At 59.9% G+C, this 18,222-nt stretch carries 14 protein-coding genes; 5 read left to right on the plus strand and 9 right to left on the minus strand.

Translation table 11 applies throughout. The features are described from left to right. Nucleotides 1–3,933 (minus strand): DUF6531 domain-containing protein (locus M9827_RS27805; protein WP_350310003.1); only part of this gene is annotated, 3,933 nt, incomplete at its 3' end. Between the two features lie 247 nt (nt 3,934–4,180). On the opposite strand from M9827_RS27805, the gene M9827_RS05125 reads away from it, so the two are divergent. Continuing rightward, complete coding sequence (locus M9827_RS05125; protein ID WP_099758446.1) at nt 4,181–4,876, plus strand: HAD-IA family hydrolase; 696 nt, start codon at nt 4,181–4,183, stop codon at nt 4,874–4,876. A gap of 72 nt (nt 4,877–4,948) precedes the next feature. On the opposite strand, the gene M9827_RS05130 is transcribed toward M9827_RS05125, so the two are convergent. After that, the gene (locus M9827_RS05130; RefSeq protein ID WP_250603940.1) at nt 4,949–5,695 is read right to left on the minus strand and encodes a 3-oxoacyl-ACP reductase family protein; all 747 of its coding nucleotides are present in this window, start codon (nt 5,693–5,695) and stop codon (nt 4,949–4,951) included. Nucleotides 5,696–5,821: 126 nt separating this feature from the next. Between M9827_RS05130 and M9827_RS05135 the strand changes: the two genes are divergently transcribed. Beyond that, nucleotides 5,822–6,748 carry a LysR family transcriptional regulator gene (locus tag M9827_RS05135; protein WP_250603943.1) on the plus strand — a complete coding sequence of 309 codons (927 nt, stop codon included), beginning with the start codon at nt 5,822–5,824 and terminating at the stop codon, nt 6,746–6,748. Nucleotides 6,749–6,868: 120 nt separating this feature from the next. Here the strand turns inward: M9827_RS05135 and M9827_RS05140 are convergent, their stop codons facing one another. The 3 genes from M9827_RS05140 to M9827_RS05150 form a co-directional block, all read right to left on the minus strand. Continuing rightward, nucleotides 6,869–7,597, minus strand: a complete 729-nt coding sequence (locus tag M9827_RS05140) for an aspartate/glutamate racemase family protein (protein WP_250603945.1) — start codon at nt 7,595–7,597, stop codon at nt 6,869–6,871. Nucleotides 7,598–7,651: 54 nt separating this feature from the next. Then, nucleotides 7,652–9,190 (minus strand): NCS1 family nucleobase:cation symporter-1, encoded by a 1,539-nt coding sequence (locus M9827_RS05145; RefSeq protein WP_250603947.1) that lies wholly within the window; start codon nt 9,188–9,190, stop codon nt 7,652–7,654. Nucleotides 9,191–9,768: 578 nt separating this feature from the next. Next, nucleotides 9,769–10,503: a phosphoadenylyl-sulfate reductase gene (locus M9827_RS05150; RefSeq protein ID WP_034152888.1), complete on the minus strand. Its 735-nt coding sequence runs from the start codon at nt 10,501–10,503 to the stop codon at nt 9,769–9,771. A gap of 164 nt (nt 10,504–10,667) precedes the next feature. Here M9827_RS05150 and thrH point away from each other — a divergent pair, with 164 nt between their 5' ends. Next, nucleotides 10,668–11,285, plus strand: coding sequence for a bifunctional phosphoserine phosphatase/homoserine phosphotransferase ThrH (gene thrH / locus M9827_RS05155; RefSeq protein ID WP_250603949.1), 618 nt, complete (start codon nt 10,668–10,670; stop codon nt 11,283–11,285). A 108-nt stretch (nt 11,286–11,393) separates the two neighbouring features. On the opposite strand, the gene pabB is transcribed toward thrH, so the two are convergent. The 4 genes from pabB to rloA all read right to left on the minus strand — a co-directional run bounded on the left by pabB (nt 11,394) and on the right by rloA (nt 16,156). Further along, nucleotides 11,394–12,737 (minus strand): aminodeoxychorismate synthase component I, encoded by a 1,344-nt coding sequence (pabB, locus tag M9827_RS05160; protein WP_250603951.1) that lies wholly within the window; start codon nt 12,735–12,737, stop codon nt 11,394–11,396. A gap of 355 nt (nt 12,738–13,092) precedes the next feature. After that, nucleotides 13,093–14,079 carry an alpha-L-glutamate ligase-like protein gene (locus tag M9827_RS05165; protein WP_250603953.1) on the minus strand — a complete coding sequence of 329 codons (987 nt, stop codon included), beginning with the start codon at nt 14,077–14,079 and terminating at the stop codon, nt 13,093–13,095. After that, a complete protein-coding gene (gene rloB / locus M9827_RS05170; RefSeq protein WP_093431750.1) occupies nt 14,079–15,614 on the minus strand; it encodes an osmotic stress tolerance membrane protein RloB in 1,536 nt (511 codons plus the stop codon). The genes M9827_RS05165 and rloB overlap by 1 nt, the downstream gene beginning before the upstream one ends. 5 nt (nt 15,615–15,619) lie before the next feature. Next, nucleotides 15,620–16,156 (minus strand): retropepsin-like aspartic peptidase RloA, encoded by a 537-nt coding sequence (gene rloA / locus M9827_RS05175; RefSeq protein WP_053116866.1) that lies wholly within the window; start codon nt 16,154–16,156, stop codon nt 15,620–15,622. A 357-nt stretch (nt 16,157–16,513) separates the two neighbouring features. Here rloA and M9827_RS05180 point away from each other — a divergent pair, with 357 nt between their 5' ends. Next, nucleotides 16,514–17,236, plus strand: coding sequence for a GntR family transcriptional regulator (locus M9827_RS05180; protein ID WP_250604217.1), 723 nt, complete (start codon nt 16,514–16,516; stop codon nt 17,234–17,236). Further along, on the plus strand, nt 17,233–18,123 hold the full coding sequence (gene prpB / locus M9827_RS05185; RefSeq protein WP_250603955.1) for a methylisocitrate lyase: 891 nt from the start codon (nt 17,233–17,235) through the stop codon (nt 18,121–18,123). The genes M9827_RS05180 and prpB overlap by 4 nt, the downstream gene beginning before the upstream one ends. Nucleotides 18,124–18,222: the final 99 nt, after the last annotated feature.

An 18,222-nucleotide genomic window follows, 5' to 3' on the forward strand; every position in this document is an offset into this window, starting at 1 on the left:
AGCGACGAGGTGATCGCCTTGCCAGAAGAACTCGGTGGTTTGGCCATTGACGGTTTTGCGGATGCGCCGGCCGAAGGCGTCGTATTGGTAGGACGCGGTCTGGCCGTCCGGGCGGGTCAGGCCGATCAGGCGGTGCTGGCAGTCGTAGCGGTATTCGGTGACGAGTGTCTGCGCGCGGCCGCGACGTTCGCGGATCAGGTTGCCGAAGGCGTCGTAGTCGTAATGGCGGTCGCCCTGCATCAGCAGGCGGTTGCCCTTGATCTGGCTCGGGCCGGGACGATCCTGCATCAGCAGGTTGCCGGCCGGGTCGTGGGCGAAGGATTCCGGCAGTTCGTCGCGTGAGTGGCGTACGCGGATCAGCCGGTCGAGGGCGTCGTAGCCGTAGGTGCGTTGGCCGTGGCGGCTATCGGCGATGTGCGCGAGATTGCCGTTGGCGTTGTAGGCATAATCGCGGCGGTACAACGCATCGCGCTGATGGCCTACGGCGTGGGCGAGTAATCGTCCCTGATCGTCGTAGGAGTATTCGCTGAGCAGCAGGCCTTGCTGACGTTGCAGTTCGCGACCGGACTGGTAGACGTGACGGGTCAGCGGCGCGCCGTTGAGGTCGATGCCGCTCAGCGCGCCACCCTTGGCGTGGTGGTAGTCGAGCACGCTGCTGTCCGGCAGACGCATGCGCTTGAGCTGGCCGCAGGCGTCGTAGCGGTAACGCAGGGTGCCCCAGCCCTGATGCTCGGTGATCAGCCGGTCCTGACGGTCGTACTCGAAGGCCAAAGGATGTTGCTGGCCGTCGTCGACACCGATCAGTCGGCCGAGGCGGTCGTATTGGTAGGAAACCTTGATCCCGTCGGGCAGGGTTTTGGTCAGAAGACGCCCGGCAGCATCGCGCTCATAAGCGGTGACCAAACAAGAGCCGTCATCACCAAACTCGGTCTTCTCCAGCAGATGGCCATTGAGGTCATAGGCATACGCAGTACGGCGGCCGTCAAAACCGACTTCCTGACGAATCAGCCCGGTCGGCGTGTAGTCCAGCCGATACTTTTCCCCGGACTCGTTTTCGATCTCGGTGAGCAATAACTGCGCATGGTCGTAGCGGTACTGCACCCGCGTGCCGTCGGGGTTGATTCGCCGCGAGACCAGGTGCAGATCGTCGTCGTATTCGTAGCGGGTGATGCGCCCCAGTTCATCGCGCTCGGCGGTGACCTGACCGTAGGCGCCGTAGCTGTAGGCACGGGTGCTGCCGGTAGGAAACGTCGTCTGGAGCAGTCGGCCAACGGCGTCCCAATGTTGCCGAGTGACGGCACCGTGTTCGTCGGCGGTTGTGGTCCGTCGCCCCAGCGCATCGTAGGAAAAACGCCGCACGCCACCGTCGGGCAGCGTTTCCTCGGTCAACTGGCCAAGGTTGTTCCAGACCAAGCGATGCCGACTGCTGTCCGGATAGCGGATCGACAGCAATTGCCCGCGGGTGTCGTAGTAGTAATGGGTGACCTGGCCGTCGGGGTCGACCGCTTCGGTGACATCGCCCTCGGCATTGCGCCGATAGATCCACACCGCGTCGCCGCGCGAACGCCGGTGCAGGAAACCGTTGCGATACTCGTAGGACGTTGGCGCCTCAGCCGGCGGAATCAGCGCGATCAGCCGTCCGACTTCGTCGTAGCGGTATTCGGTGACCGCACCCAAGGCATCCTGCTCGGCGATTAACCGCCCCGAAGAGTCATACGCCTTGAGCTGTTCACCACCATCCGCCTCGACCTTGCGCACCATCCGCGCACGCTCGTCGTGGACGTAAGTCTCTTCGGTGCCATCGACGTAATGCACCGCGACACTACCGTCGTCGTTCCAGACGTAACGGGTGTCCATCTGCGAAAACGACGCCCAATGGCGCACGCAACGGGCGGCTTTCCCCGAGCGTTCCCACTCCCAGAAGAAGCTCGCGCCCCCAGCGAGTTGCCGCTGCAAAATCACATGGGCGTCGTCGTAGTCGTAACGCTCGCTGTCGCCGACGGCGTTGGTTGCTTCGATCAGGTGCGGGTAGGCGTCGTAGCGGTAACTGACCAGCGTCTGTTCGCTGTCCCAGGCACCGTCGCGAAACACTTGGTAATCGACCCCGACCAACTGCGCCCGCTCATAGCGCAACAGCAGTGAACGCCCGGCGCCGTTGTCCAGTCGCTGCACCCGGTCAGAGCGATCGCGTTGCACTGTCAGACGATTGCCATAGGCATCGCTGATCGCCGTCAGTCGTCCTGCGCGAAAGTGATAAAAGCGCGCTGTGTCCCCGGCCAGCGCGAGGATCAGCTCTTCCGGTTCATCGCCAAGAAAGATCGCCGCTCGCGACAGGCTGTTGTGAATCGCCGGCCGCTCGCTACTCGGTAATGGAAAGCGGGTGCGGCGGTTTTCGTGGTCGACCCAGACAACAACGTCGCCCTCAAACGCCAGCCGATGCGCCAGCGAATGGCTCCAGCCGAAGCCCAGGCCGACATCAATCTCCGCCGCGCTGCTGCGATACAACCGCGCGAACTCGAACGGCAACACCCCATCGAGCACCGCATCGGTCAGGGTCAGCAGTTCTTCGCCAGTGACCATCGACACCGGGCAGCCGTTGGTGCAGGTGCGGGGTACGCAATCGGCGCTGTCGCCGTTGGGGTTTTTCGCCTGATCCGGCGAGTCGTCGTGGGGCTCATGCCGTTCCATCCGGCTCGAACCGCCAGGCTTGTCTCGCGCAAGAGGCGCCGGATTCGGCACCGTCAACACCAGCGAATCGGCCTGACGAATGTTCAGCGGAATCGACGGCGTGGGTTTCAACTCAACTTCACGGGCGTGAAGCATCAGCGGCCGCAAAGCGCTCGCGTGTTTGTTCAGTTGCGGTGCCGACGTCAGTTCCGCCAGGCGCAACGCTGACGCCGCCAGCCATTCCCGCGCCCGCGGCGACTTGATCTTCGCCAGCACCTTGCTGCTCAAGCGCAGCGGCACGCCGACGCCACCCGACACGCGCATCAGCAGAAAACTGATCAGCAGTTCGACACGAACCTCGGCCACCACTTCAGCCAGGTATTGCGGCGGCAGCATCTTCAGCCAACTGGTGAACGCGGCCAGATGAATAAACAGCAGCGGTTCGTCACTGAGGATCAGCAGGCCATTGGCAATGGCCTCGCTGGAGGCTTGCAGCAGCGCTTCGAGTTCGACGTCGCTCAGGTACGCCAGCAGTTTTTCGCTGTTGGCCTGCAAGTCGGCGAGCAGGGCGAATACCTGTTTGATGTCGTCCCAGACGCCATTCAGGGCTTTCTCGAACCCGCGCCAATCGGCTTGTTGCAACTGACCGTAACGGTCAAGAAACCCGGAGTTGGAAAACTCCGTCCACTGCGGCTGAAATCCGGCCCATTCAGCGCGCAACCAGCCCTCCAGGCCCGCAATGACACCTTCATAAGAGGCATACAGAGCACGCACATGGTCGGTGGATACATCGGGAAAAAAGGTGATGCGATAACGCTGGCCCCGATCGCAATCGGTCACTTGCAGAATGCCGCTTGGGCCGATGGTGTGGTGCAACGGTTCGCCGAAGGTCAGCACACCGCCGACATCGGCAAGCACCGGTTCAAGGGTTACCGGGGTGTTGCCAATCGGCACGAACCGCGCGGCCTCGAACATGTGCACCAGCGTCAACGCCCCGCTGGCCGAGCACATGACCACCGATGAACTGAGCGGTTGGCGCGACTTGATCGGCGCGCTGAGGCGCACGTCGTTGCCGACGGTGAAGACCTGCTCGACATCCAGCGCGGTTCCGGTCCAGAACTGCTCGGCCCAGGCGTCGTAGTTGTTCAGGCACAGGCGAAACTCGCTGATCAGGTTGTCAAAATCCGGCTCGTCGGGATTCAGGGCGGCAACAATGAGCAGGCCGATGCTGTTGTTCAGGGCCAGAAGCCGATCGGGTTGAAGCATGGGCAAGCACTCGCGCACATGAAGAAAAAGGTGCGCGGACTTTGCGGGGGATCAATCAGGAAAGAAGTCGGGCGAGTAGGTGATGCCTGTAGGATGTTTCGCTAATTTGTTGCGAGTCGTTCATCGCAGCAACGGACATTGCCCGTTGCTCAATGTCCGCCGCGCTCGTTATGCTGCTGAACCCTTTAATCAGATCCGAGCAGCGGTTCACCTGCCGCCTGGGATGTCTTTGTTAACGGATCCGATGATGAATGCACCGCTGAAGGCGTTCGGCCCGATCAAGGCCGTGATTTTCGATATGGACGGTTTGTTGCTGGACACCGAAGGCATTTACACCGAAGTCACTTCGCTGATTGCCCAGCGCTACGGGCGCACCTTCGACTGGAGCGTCAAGCAGAACATCATTGGTCGCGGGGCCAACGATCTGGCGAATTATGTGGTGCAGGCGTTGGATCTGCCGATCACCGCCGAAGAGTTTCTGGTGATCCGCGAGCCGCTGATGCGTGAGCGTTTTCCCACCGCACAAGCGATGCCCGGTGCCGAGGAACTGATTCGCCACCTCAAGGCGCACAATATTCCCATTGCCGTGGGCACCAGTTCGTCGCGGCAATCGTTCGGGCAGAAAACCACCCTGCACCGCGACTGGTTCGCGCTGTTCGACTTCATCGTCACGGCAGACGATCCGGAAGTCGGCGCGGCGAAACCGGCACCGGATATCTTCCTGACCGCTGCCCGCCGTCTGGGTGTGGCACCAGAGGATTGCCTGGTGTTCGAGGATTCGCCGTTTGGCGTGACTGCAGCAAAAGCGGCGGGCATGACGGCCATCGCCATCCCCGATGCCGCCATGGCCGATGAAAAGTACGCACACGCTGACGGGATTCTTCGCTCGCTAAAAGCGTTCACCCCGAGTGCCTGTGGTTTGCCGGCGCTGGAATGGGCCTGAGTACCTGAGAAGAAAAACGCCGCCCCTCTGTGAAAAGAGGGGCGGCGTTTTTCGTTCAAGCGACGCGGAATATCAGGCGCCGAAACCACCGTCGATGGTCAGGCTGGCACCGGTGATGTAACCGGCTTCCGGGCCTGCCAGGTAGGCGACGAAACTGGCGATTTCTTCGGCTTTGCCGTAACGACCGACTGCCATCAGCGGGATCAGGCTTTCGGCGAAGTCACCGTGCGCCGGGTTCATGTCGGTATCGACCGGGCCAGGCTGGACGTTGTTGATGGTGATGCCGCGTGGGCCGAGGTCGCGGGCCAGACCTTTGGTCAAACCGACCAGCGCCGATTTGCTCATGGCATATACACCGCCACCGGCGAAGGGCATACGGTCAGCGTTGGTGCTGCCGATGTTGATGATGCGCGAACCTTCGCCCATGTGCTTGGCGGCTTCTTGCGAAGCGATGAACACGCTGCGCACGTTGATGGCCAGGGTCTGGTCGAAATCTTCCAGGGTGAAATCTTCCAGCGGTGCGACGGCCAGCACACCCGCGTTGTTGACCAGAATGTCGAGGCGGCCAAAGGCTTTGACCGCGGAGCTGACCGCGTGACGAATGGCGTCGGCGTCGGCGCTGTCGGCCTTGATCGCCAGGGCTTTGCCACCGCTGGCAGTGATGCTGTTCTGCAATTCTTCGGCTTTCGCCGCGGAGCTGACGTAAGTGAAGGCTACTGCAGCGCCTTCAGCAGCGAGGCGTTTGACGATGGCTGCGCCGATACCACGGGAACCGCCTTGAATCAGAGCGACTTTGCCGCCGAGGTGTTGAGTGGTCATGTTCGATCTCCAGACTGTTCAAGGCGGAATGCCTTGGTGTTGGCGCCGATTATCGGCGTGGTATCGACAACTGTGTAGACCATGATTGCTATAGTCTGTGTAAACCAAAAGTTTATAGTGACGATCATGGAAACCTTCAGCAGTATCGAATGCTTCGTGCGCAGTGCCGAAGTCGGCAGCTTCGCCGAAGCGGCACGACGCTTGAGTCTGACCCCGGCGGCCGTTGGCAAAAGTGTCGCCAAACTCGAGGGGCGGCTAGGCGTACGGCTGTTCCAGCGTAGTACACGTAGCCTGACGCTGACCGAGGCGGGGCAGCTTTTCCTGGATCAGGTCAGTGGCAGTCTGACGACGATTCAGAATGCCGTGGCCAATCTGTCCAGTGTCGAAGGGCTTCCGGCCGGGACGCTGAAAGTCAGCATGGGTGCCGCGTTTGGCTGTTTGCACATCGTGCCGATGCTCGGTGAGTTTCTGCGGCGATATCCCGCGATCAGTCCGGACTGGCATTTCGATAACCGACAGGTCGATCTGATCGCCCAGGGCTTTGATGCGGCCATCGGTGGCGGTTTCGAGCTTCCGCAAGGCGTGATCGCGCGCAAGTTGAGCCCGGCGCACCGGGTATTGGTGGCCTCCACCGACTATTTACAGGCCCATCCCCTGATCCTCGATCCGGACGACCTCAGCCATCACGACGGCATTTTGATTCGCTCACCGCAAACCGGGCGCGTGCGTTCCTGGCAATTGGTCGGACGCAATCCGCAAAACTGTCGGCCGTTGATGCTAAAGGCACGGATGACCATGAGTGATTCCGAGGCCGCTTGCAGGACGGCAGCACAAGGTTTGGGCATCGCGCTGGTGAGCATGCCGTTTGCTGTGGGGTATCTGCAGGCGGGGACGTTGCAGCGGGTGCTACCGGACTGGTTTGTCGATGACGGCAACATTTCGATCTATTACGCCGAACATAAACTGCTGCCGGGCAAGACCCGGGCGTTTGTTGATTATGTGATTGAGCAGTTTGCGGAGCAGGGGTTGGCGCGGCGGTTCAGTGCGATTTGATCAGGGCTTGATACCGAGTTGCATCCTTCGCGAGCAGGCTCGCTCCCATATTTGGAATACTTTTCCGCTGTGGGAGCGAGCCTGCCTGCGAATGGGTCGAATCGGTTTCCGAAGAGGGTCTCAGCGCGCAAACCGCGCCGGCCAGCCAATGATGTTCTTCGGCCGTGGCGTCGCATAAGTCCGCACCTTCGATGTCGACAAGCGCAAGCGCACCAGCGATTCCGCAATCGTTACTGCCGCCGTCACCCCATCCACCACCGGCACGCCGGTACGCCGACGAATCTGCTCGTCCAGCCCGGCCATGCCGCCGCAACCCAGGCAGATCACCTCGGCCTTATCCTGAGTCACCGCCAGTTCAGCCTGATGCACGATAGCTTCCAAGGCGCGCTGCGGCTCATGTTCCAGTTCCAGAACGGCCAGACCACTGGCCCGCACCGATGCACACCGATCCCACAGACCGGACAATTTCAGCCGATCCTCGATCAGCGGCACGGTGCGATCCAGCGTGGTCACCACCGAATAGGCGTGGCCGAGAAACATCGCCGTGCTCGCCGCCGCATCAGTGATATCCACCACCGGCACGTTGAGCAATTCCTGCAGGCCTTCGCGACCATGCTCACCGTAACCGGCCTGAATGACTGCATCGAACGGTTGATCGTAGGCCATCACCCGATCCATGACCGCGATGGCGGCCAGATAGCTTTCGAAGTTGCCTTCAATCGAATCGGCGCCGAAGTACGGCGTCAAACCGACGATTTCAGTGCCGGGCGAGGCGACAGCCTGCGCCGAGCGGGCAATGGCCTCGGTGATGGATTCGGTGGTGTTGACGTTGACCACGAGAATACGCATGGGTAAATCCTTATAGCGGGCAGTTCGGCGGCCCGAAATCCGGGCCGCAGGGAGTTAGTGGCAGACGTTGTCGACAGCGATCGATTCGCCGCTGATGTCGGCGTAGTGCGGTTGGCGTTTGGCGATGATCAGGTAGAGCATCCCGGCAATCCCCGCGCCGATCAGCCAGGAGAACGGCGAGACGCTGTGGAAACCCGGCACCAGCGCCAGGACGATGGCGATCAGCGCCGCAGGAATAAACGCCGCCACCGCACGGAAATTCACTCCACGGCTGTAGTAATAGGCGCCGTCGGGATCTTCGCTGTAAAGCTGCGGGACGTTGATCCGGCCTTTGCGGATCAGCCAGTAGTCGACCATGATCACCCCGTACAACGGGCCGAGCAGGGCGCCCAGACCGGACAGGAAGTACACGATCACCAGCGGGCTGTTGTAGAGATTCCACGGCAGGATAAGCACGGCGATGGTCGCGCTGATCAGCCCGGCACGACGGAAGGTCAGGTACTTCGGCGCCAGGTTGCTCAGCACGAACGCCGGGGCGACGAAGTTGGCCATGATGTTTACTGCGACAGTAACGATCAGGAACGCCAGGCAACCGAGCACCAGAAAGAAGGTGTTGGGGATCGAGGCGATGATCTCGGTCGGGCTCTCGATGATGCGGCCGTTGATCTGAAATTGCGCACCACAGAGCAGGACGGTAATCGCGGCGAACAGCAGAATATTCACCGGCAAACCCCAGAAATTTCCGACCTTGATGGTTTTGCGGCACGGCGAAGAGCGGGCGAAGTCGCAGAAGTTGAGGATCAGCGTGCCGTAGATCGCCAGCCACAGTGCGCCGCCGGCAAAGATGTTGCGCCACATCTCGCCACCGGTCAGCGGCTCGCGGATCGACCAAGCGATGGTCGCGTTGGCCTGGAAGTACATCCACGCGGCGAGGGCGGCAACGGTCAACAGAATCACTGGCCCGGCAAACGCCTCATAACGGCGAACCATTTCCATGCCGTAAGCGAGGATCACCAGTTGCACGAACCAGATCGCCACAAAGCACACCCAGCCCAGCGTCGACAGACCAAGAATCGAGTTGTGGTCGTATTCGGCGAAGCCCGGATGCACGGCGGTGAGCAACACGCGGAACACCACTGACGCCAGGTACGTCTGAATGCCGAACCAGGCGATGGCGATAACCGCCCGGATCAGTGCAGGAATTTGCGCGCCGTGAATGCCGAAACTGATCCGGCTGATCACCGGAAACGGCACCCCGGTCTTCTGCCCCATGTAACCGGACAGGTTCATGAAGAAATACACCAGCGCCGCGCCGATCCCCAACGACAGCAGAATCTGCCAGCCACCCAGGCCCAGCGCGTACAAGCCAATGGCGAACGAGTAGTTGGCGATGTTGTGCACATCGTTGGTCCACAGGGCAAAGATGCTGTATTTGCCCCAGCGTCGACCTTCGGCCTTGGTTGGCGCCAGGTCGCTGTTGTGCAGGCGCGGGCTCAGTTGTAAAGGCTCGGCCAGTCCGTCATGGGGTAACGGTTGATCGAGGGCAGAGGCGGGCAGATTCAGCGCGATGTTATTGGAGAGACTTGTACGCATTCCGGCAGGCTCCTGATGTTCAGGGCCGCGATGACTGTGCATGAGCCGTCAGGCTCGACAAATCTTCGTCGCGGCCAGCAAACATCACTGGTTACGGGGCATCTGCAGCCTGTACGGGATAGGGCGCTTCAGGCTTGCGGATCGAAAGTGGTTTTATGTTTTGCAGTTTTGTATACAAAACATGTATGCACTAAAGCCAGATTTGTGCCAATCGCGAATCTATAGGCGGTGTTACTCATTTCGAAAAGTTATCGATGAACACTAACTCTTTGAAAATTGGTGGTTAAAAATTGACCGTTCGAACAGCAATTTATTTTTGGCGGAGGAATTTGGCGGCAGGCGAGGACGAGGTTTTTTCTGGCGGGATGTAACTTTTCAGGGCGTGCAAACAAAAAAGTGCACACATAAATGGCACCGATAGTGACATTCGTGCGTACACATTTTTAAGGTCGTGCAGGTGCAAAATGTGGGAGCGAGCCTGCTCGCGAATGCGTTGGATCAGTCAATGAAGATGTCGACTGAGAATACGCATTCGCGAGCAGGCTCGCTCCCACAGGGGATGTCGCTGGAATTGGAGATCAGGCCTTGCTAATGATATTCCCCGCATGCAACCCGCATTCTTTCTGCGTCGCTTCTTCCCACCACCAGCGGCCTTCACGCTCGTGCTGGTTCGGTAGCACCGGACGGGTGCATGGTTCGCAGCCGATGCTGATAAAACCGCGCTCGTGCAGGCTGTTGTACGGCAGTTCGAGCATACGGATGTAGCCCCAGATCTCCTCGCTGGTCATCTGCGCCAACGGGTTGAACTTGTACAATGTGCGCTCAGGGGTAGAAAACGCCGTATCGATTTCCATCACTGCCACAGCACTGCGGGTGCCCGGGCTCTGGTCACGGCGCTGGCCCGTGGCCCAGGCTTTGACGTCAGACAGCTTGCGGCGCAGCGGCTCGATCTTGCGGATGCCGCAGCACTCGCCGTGGCCGTCCTTGTAGAAACTGAACAGGCCTTTTTCCTTCACGAACGGTTCGAGTTTCGTGTAGTCCGGCGACACCAGTTCGATGTCGATCTTGTAGTGCTCGCGCACCTGATCGATGAAGCGGTAGGTCTCCGGGTGCAGACGGCCGGTGTCGAGGCTGAACACCTTGACGTTCTTGTTGAGCTTCCAGGCCATGTCCACCAGCACCACATCCTCGGCACCGCTGAAAGATATCCACAAGTCATCGCCGAACTCGGCAAATGCGAGTTTGAGGATGTCCTGGGCGGATTTATTGGCATAGGTCGTGGCGAGTTCCACGACGTCGAACGTTGCACTCATCAGGGCGGCTTCCTACAGGTCGGTGGCGCTGGGCGCTCTATATGGGGCTGATGGTAACAAAAAGCTGCGCGAGTCGGGGCGTGCTGTGCGTTGCGTGTCGGGATTCGAGTCGCTAGAGTTCGGCATCGCTCGACTCAAATAATCAATACAAACGGGAGTGTCTTGTGGAAATTGCTTGCCTGGATCTTGAAGGGGTGTTGGTGCCGGAAATCTGGATCGCCTTCGCCGAAAAAACCGGAATCGAATCCCTCAAGGCCACCACCCGGGACATTCCCGATTACGACGTGCTGATGAAGCAGCGTCTGCGCATTCTTGATGAGCATGGCTTGAAGCTGGCGGACATTCAGGAAGTGATCGCCACGTTGAAGCCGCTGGACGGCGCGGTGGAGTTCGTAAACTGGCTGCGCGAGCGCTTTCAGGTGGTGATTCTGTCGGACACGTTTTATGAGTTCTCGCAGCCGCTGATGCGTCAACTGGGCTTCCCAACCTTGCTTTGCCATCGCCTGATTACCGATGAAAGCGGGCGGGTGACCAGCTATCAGTTGCGTCAGAAAGATCCCAAGCGCCAATCGGTGCTGGCGTTCAAGAGCCTGTATTACCGGGTGATTGCGGCGGGGGATTCGTATAACGACACGACGATGCTGGGCGAGGCGGATGCGGGGATTTTGTTCCATGCGCCGGAGAATGTGATTCGCGAGTTCCCGCAGTTTCCAGCGGTGCATACGTTTGCCGAGTTGAAGCAGGAGTTCCTCAAAGCTTCTAACAGAGAATTGAGTTTGTAATGAATACCCCTGTAGGAGCTGCCGAAGGCTGCGATCTTTTGATCTGGTTTTTCAGGATCAAGATCAAAAGATCGCAGCCTTCGGCAGCTCCTACACGGGTTGTGTCATTCAGAGGTTCTGCAGGGTGTCGAGGAGGATTCTGACTTTGGTAATCGACTCCTGATACTCAGCCTGCCAGTCCGAATCGGCCACAATTCCGCCACCGCCCCAGCAGCACACCTGCCCGTCCTTGACCAACAGACTGCGAATCGCGATGGAGCTGTCCATCTCGCCGCGCACGTCCAGGTACAGCAGCGACCCGCAATACAACCCGCGCCGGGTCGGCTCCAGCTCATCGATGATCTGCATTGCGCGAATCTTCGGCGCGCCGGTGATCGAGCCGCCGGGGAAACTGCCGGCAATCAAATCCAGTGCGTCACGATCATTCGCCAGCTCACCGGTGACGCTGCTGACCAAGTGATGCACGTTCGGATAGCTTTCCAGACTGAACAGCTCCGGCACCCGCACCGAACCGATCCGGCAGGTACGGCCGAGGTCGTTGCGCAGCAGGTCGACGATCATCAGGTTTTCCGCGCGATCCTTGGGACTGGCCAGCAGTTCGGCGGCGTTCGCGGCATCTTCGGTCGGCGTCAGGCCGCGGGGGCGGGTGCCCTTGATCGGCCGGGTTTCCACCTGACGTTCGCTGACTTTGACGAAGCGCTCTGGCGACAGGCTCAACACCGCGCCGCCGTCGGGCAGGCTCTGGAAACCGGAGAACGGCGTCGGGCAGGCTTCACGTAATTTGCAGTACGCCAGCCACGGATCGCCCTGACATGAAGCGCGGAAGCGCTGGGCAAAGTTGACCTGATAGCAGTCGCCGGCCTGGATGTAATGCTGGATGCGTTCAAAGGCTTGACGGTAATCGTCGGCCGAAAGATCGGCGGTCATCGGCGCGTTCAGTTTGAACGGCGCCATCGATTCAATAGCCGGCTGGCTGAACAGCGCGATGAGCCGCTGTTTTTCGCTGTCGATCACGGACGGATGAAACACCAGTTGGCTGGTGGCGGTCTGGTGATCGCTGATCAGCGCCCAGTCGTACAGGCCAAAACGGGCATCCGGCAATTGCAGATCATCCAGCGCCTGGCTCGGCAGGTTTTCCAGATGCCGACCGAAGTCGTAGCTCAGGTAGCCGATCAAACCGCCGGCGAAGGGCAGGTCGAAACCCGTTGGCAAATCAGCCTCGCCCAGGCGGGTCAGATTATCCCGCAGGCGTTGTAGGAATACGCCGCCGCTTTCGTCGGGCAACACCGCCAGTTGTTCCAGCGGCCAGGCGCTGAGCAGGTCATAGCGGCCACGGTCGGCACTTGGTCGGCCGCTGTCGAGCAGCACGGCGCCGGGGGCGTTGCGGATGGCCGCGAAGTAGTCGGCGGGATTGGTGCGGTAGGGCAGCGGGTGTACGGAACAGGTCAACATGGTCGGGGCAGATCGGCCATTGAGGCGGGGAGGGGATTGTAGTCCTCTCCGATGCCAGATCAAAGTCAAAAGCCTCCCCCTCACCCCAACCCTCTCCCCCAAGGGGGCGAGGGGGAAAGGGAGCCGATCTTCATGCTTTTCAAAGCCGAGTTTGACTCGAAATTTCGGAAAGGGAGCCGATCTTCATGCTTTTCAAAGCCGAGTTTGACTCGAAATTTCGGGAAGGGCGCCGACCTTCATGTTTTTCAAAGCCTGAGTTCGACTCAAGACTTTCAAGTCGGCGTAGCTCCAATATCCACCTCGGTCAGTCCCCTCTCCCTCTGGGAGAGGGCTAGGGTGAGGGGCTTTTCAGCTTTTAGCCTTCGACCGCAGGAATATGCCCAAACATTTCCTGAGTAAACGCCACGCGCTCCTCAACCGTCTCCGTCACACCACGCGTCTTCAGCTCTTCCAGGCGCGCTTCCACCGCGTGCGTACGCAACGTCAGCCCACAGTCGTTGGCGATCTGGATATTCAAACCCGGCCGCGCATTCAATTCCAGAATCAGCGGGCCTTTCTCCTGATCCAGCACCATGTCCACACCGATATACCCCAACCCGCACAGCTCATAGCAGCCGGCCGCGAGTTTCATGAAACCGTCCCAGTAGGGCAGTTGCACGCCGTCCACCGCGTTGGTGGTGTCGGGGTGTTTGGTAATGATGTTGTTCAGCCAGGTGCCGCGCAGCGTCAGACCCGTGGCCAAGTCGACACCGACACCGATGGCGCCCTGGTGCAGGTTGGCCTTGCCGCCGGACTGCCGGGTCGGCAGGCGCAACATGGCCATCACCGGGTAGCCCATCAACACGATGATGCGGATGTCCGGCACACCTTCGTAGCTGATGCTTTTGAAGATTTGATCCGGAGTCACGCGGTATTCGATCAACGCGCGGTCGCGGTGCCCGCCCAGTGAATACAAACCGGTGAGGATGCTTGAGATGTGATGTTCCAGCTCTTCATGAGCAAGGATCTTGCCCGACACCGTGCGATAGCGGCCCTCGAAGCGGTCGGCAATCACGATGATGCCGTCGCCGCCAGCGCCCTGGGCCGGTTTGATCACGAAGTCGTTGCGGCCGCCGATGATCTCGTCGAGCTTGTCGATTTCCTTCTCTGTGGAAATAACGCCATACAGTTCCGGCACGTGAATGCCGGCCTCGATGGCGCGCTCCTTGGTGATGATCTTGTCATCGACGATCGGGTACAGGCTGCGCTTGTTGTACTTGAGCACGTAGTCGGCGTTACGCCGATTGATGCCCATGATGCCCCGCGCTTCCAGGGCCTTCCAGGTCTTCCAGAAACCGAACATCAGGCGTCAGCCTTCTTCAGGAAAGCCTTGAAACGCACCAGCTCGGTCAGGCGGTAGCCGCGATAACGCCCCATCGCCAGCATGAAACCGACCAGAATCAGCAGGATCGCCGGGAAGGTGAACACGAAGTAGACCAGCTCAGGCACGGTCATGATCAGGTGCGCCAGGGACGCCGCGAACAGCGTGCCGATCGCGACTTTCATCGCATGGCTGGCGCCGCGCTCTTCCCAGGTGATCGACAGGCGTTCGATGGTCATGGTCAGAATCACCATCGGGAACAGCGCCACCGAAAGCCCGCGCTCCAGGCCAAGCTTGTGGCTGAACAGGCTGATCGCCGCGATCAACACCACAACAAAGGTCAGCACCACCGAGAGGCGCGGCAGCATTTGCAGCTTCAGGTGTTCCAGATACGACCGTAACGACAGGCCCAGCGCGGTGATCACGGTAAACAGCAGAATGCCGAAGCCCAGTTGGGTTTCGCGGAAGGCGAGGGCGATCAGTACCGGGGTGAACGTGCCGAGGGTCTGCAGGCCGATCAGGTTGCGCAGAATCAGGATCACCAGCACGCCGATCGGGATCATCACCATGATCATGAAGGTCTGCTGAGTCTGCAGCGGCAAGCCGTACAGCGAGTATTCGAGGAAGTTGGCGTCGGTGTTTTCGTCCGTCAGCTTGGCCAGACGAATCGCGTTCATCTCGCTGTTGTTGAGGCTGAAGGTCACGTTGGCTTTCTTGCCGCCGTCGACGGTGATCAGGTTTTCATCGCCGGTCCACCACAACAGGCGGTCGGTCGGCAGGCCTTGTTCGCCGGTTTCCGGGTTGAAGTACAGCCAGTCGTTGCCGTTGAAGCTGCGCAGCCACAGTTCAGGCGTTTGCGGCTGGTCGGCGACGAGGCGGATGGTATGGACTTTTTCCACCGGCACGTGGGCGATGGACAGCAGCAGTTCGACGATTTTGGCTTTGTGCGGCGTCGACGGATCGCCGGCCAGCAGCAGTTTCACGTTGTCATCGTTGACGTTGTTGACGCGTTTGATCGCCTCGCCAATAAAGGTTTCGACGTCGGCAGAGTGCTGGCGGATCGGCGCGAGCAGGGCTTCGGCGGCGATTTTCTCAGGGCCTTCAATGGCGATGCTGTCGCGGAAGGTCGGGCCTTTGATCTTGGATTTTTCCGCGGTGTAACGCTTGGTCAGCACCAGACGGTAATAAAGGGTCTGGTTGCCCTTGGCCCGGCGCGCCGACCAGGTGACCTTGCGGTTGCCGTCGACGCGGTTGACGGCGACGCCGTAGTTATTGGAGATAAAACTCTCGTTAAGGCTGACGTAATCGCGGCTCAACGGTGGCACGAACATCTGGATCTTTACCGGATCCTTGGTGCTGGCGACGAACTCGACTTTGGCGTCGATGTTCCACAAGTCGTCGGTGGCGTCTTCGGTCACCGGGATGCCGAGCACGAAAATCTGATAGGCCGTAACCGAAACGCCCAGGAGCACCAGAATGGTAATCAGGATTTTCAGGTGGAAGGTTAGAGAACGCATGGAAATTACTCGGCGGTATGAGCGGCGATGGTGCAGGCGGGTTTGCCGGCAGCGTATTTAAGACTGGGGTCGACCAGCGCGTCGAAGCGTTTCAGCGCTTCGGAGCCGATCAAAAGCGGGTATTGGAACGCACTTCGGTCGGTCAGGTTCACTTCGATGCTGCGCATTGCTGTGCCCATGCAGATATCCAGCTCGATCACCGGACGGGCGGTGTACTTCTTGCCTTCTTCCGGGTCGTAGTCGCCGGCGCGGCGCTTGATCTTGCTGACCCGCGCCAGCGGCCGTTCGATCGGGTGCGAATGCGCGGCGTCGATGGCCAGGTAGAAACGTACCCAGGACTCACCGTTGCGTTTAAAGCGTTTGATGTCGCGGGCACTCAGTGAGGCGGTTTTCGCCCCGGTGTCGAGTTTGGCCGCCACTTCCAGATTGATGCCGTCAAGCGAAGCATATTCGTTGAGGCCGTACACGGTTTTTTCCCCCGCGGCGGCGAGGCCGGGCAGGCAAAACAGGGCGAAGAATGTGGGAAAAGGCTTGAGTCTCATAAATCCTGGTGCGCAGCGTTCCGTTTTCGGTTCAGGTCCTTGGCAAAAGTTGCGCAAGGCCCTTCGTGTGCCTATCAGCTTTTTATGACAAGCCGTACAAATGGCCAGCAAATGCGGGCGGCATTCTAGCACGGTGGTTTTATGGCGCCAGCGCTGGGGCCGGTCTATAAAAGATCAAAAGATCGCCGCCTTCGGCAGCTCCTGCATTGGGTTTGCGTGCGCCCTGCAGGAGCTGCCGAAGGCGGCGATCTTTTAAGGTTATTAGACGATTGTCGACAATGTCTATTTATCCTTTGACTGATGCCGGCGAATTGGCTAGTTTTTGCCACATTGGATTTAAAGGTGTCGACAATCATGCTGGATCAACTCGATCCCCCGGTCATCAACGGCGACGATTCCGAGACGCTTTCGGAAAACGTCTTCCGGCGCATTCAGGCGGCCATCGTCAAAGGCGAGATCGCCCCGGGCAGCAAGATCTCCGAGCCGGAGCTGGCGCGCACTTACGGCATCAGTCGCGGGCCGCTGCGTGAGGCGATTCATCGTCTGGAAGGCCAGCGCCTGCTGGTGCGCGTACCGCATGTCGGCGCGCGGGTGGTCTCACTCAGCCACGCCGAGCTGCTCGAACTCTACGAAATCCGCGAATCCCTCGAAGGCATGGCCTGCCGTCTGGCGGCCGAACGCATGAGCTTAGAAGAAATCGACGAACTGCGCCGGGTGCTGGAAACCCACGAACGCGACGCAGCGTTTCAGGCCGGTGTTGGCTATTACCAGCAGGAAGGCGATTTCGACTTCCACTACCGGATCATCCAGGGCAGCGGCAACCGCACGCTGACGCAGATGCTCTGCGGCGAGCTGTATCAACTGGTGCGCATGTACCGCATCCAGTTCTCCACCACGCCGAACCGCCCGCGCCAGGCCTTTGCCGAACACCACCGGATTCTCGATGCCATCGCCGACCGTGACGGCGAGCTCGCGGAATTATTGATGCGCCGTCACATCGGCGCCTCGAAACGCAACATCGCCCGTCATTACCAGGACGGCGCCCACAACAAGACAGCCACTGAACGAGGTGAGTCATGAGTTCCAACCTGAACACTCCAGGCCAGCGTTTCCGCGATGCGGTCGCCAGCGAGCACCCCTTGCAAGTGGTCGGCGCGATCAATGCCAACCATGCGCTGCTGGCCAAGCGTGCCGGTTTCAAGGCGATCTACCTGTCCGGTGGCGGGGTGGCCGCAGGTTCGCTCGGCGTGCCGGATCTTGGCATCACCGGTCTGGACGACGTGCTGACTGACGTTCGGCGCATCACCGACGTATGCGATCTGCCGCTGCTGGTCGACGTGGATACCGGTTTCGGCTCGTCGGCGTTCAACGTCGCGCGTACGGTCAAGTCGATGATCAAGTTTGGCGCGGCGGCGATTCACATCGAGGATCAGGTGGGTGCCAAGCGCTGCGGCCACCGTCCGAACAAAGAGATCGTCAGCCAGCAGGAAATGGTCGACCGCATCAAAGCTGCGGTCGATGCGCGTACCGATGACAGCTTCGTGATCATGGCGCGCACCGATGCGCTGGCGGTGGAAGGTCTGGAATCGGCACTTGATCGCGCAGCGGCATGCATCGAGGCCGGCGCCGACATGATCTTCCCGGAAGCCATCACGGAACTGGAGATGTACAAGCTGTTCGCCAACCGCGTGAAAGCGCCGATTCTGGCCAACATCACCGAGTTCGGTTCGACGCCGCTGTACACCACCGAGCAACTGGCCGGCGCCGACGTGTCGCTGGTGCTGTACCCGCTGTCGGCGTTCCGCGCGATGAACAAAGCGGCGGAAAACGTCTACACCGCGATCCGCCGCGACGGCACGCAACAGAATGTCATCGACACCATGCAGACTCGCATGGAGCTTTACGATCGCATCGACTACCACACCTTCGAGCAGAAGCTCGATGCGTTGTTTGCCGCGAAAAAATGATTGAAAGATCAAAAGATCGCAGCCTCGTTTCACTCGACAGCTCCTACAGGAGCGCGTTCGATGTAGGAGCTGCCGAAGGCTGCGATCTTTTGCGAACAA

This window comes from Pseudomonas sp. AKS31 (assembly GCF_023634765.1).
Classification (GTDB): Bacteria; Pseudomonadota; Gammaproteobacteria; order Pseudomonadales; family Pseudomonadaceae; genus Aquipseudomonas.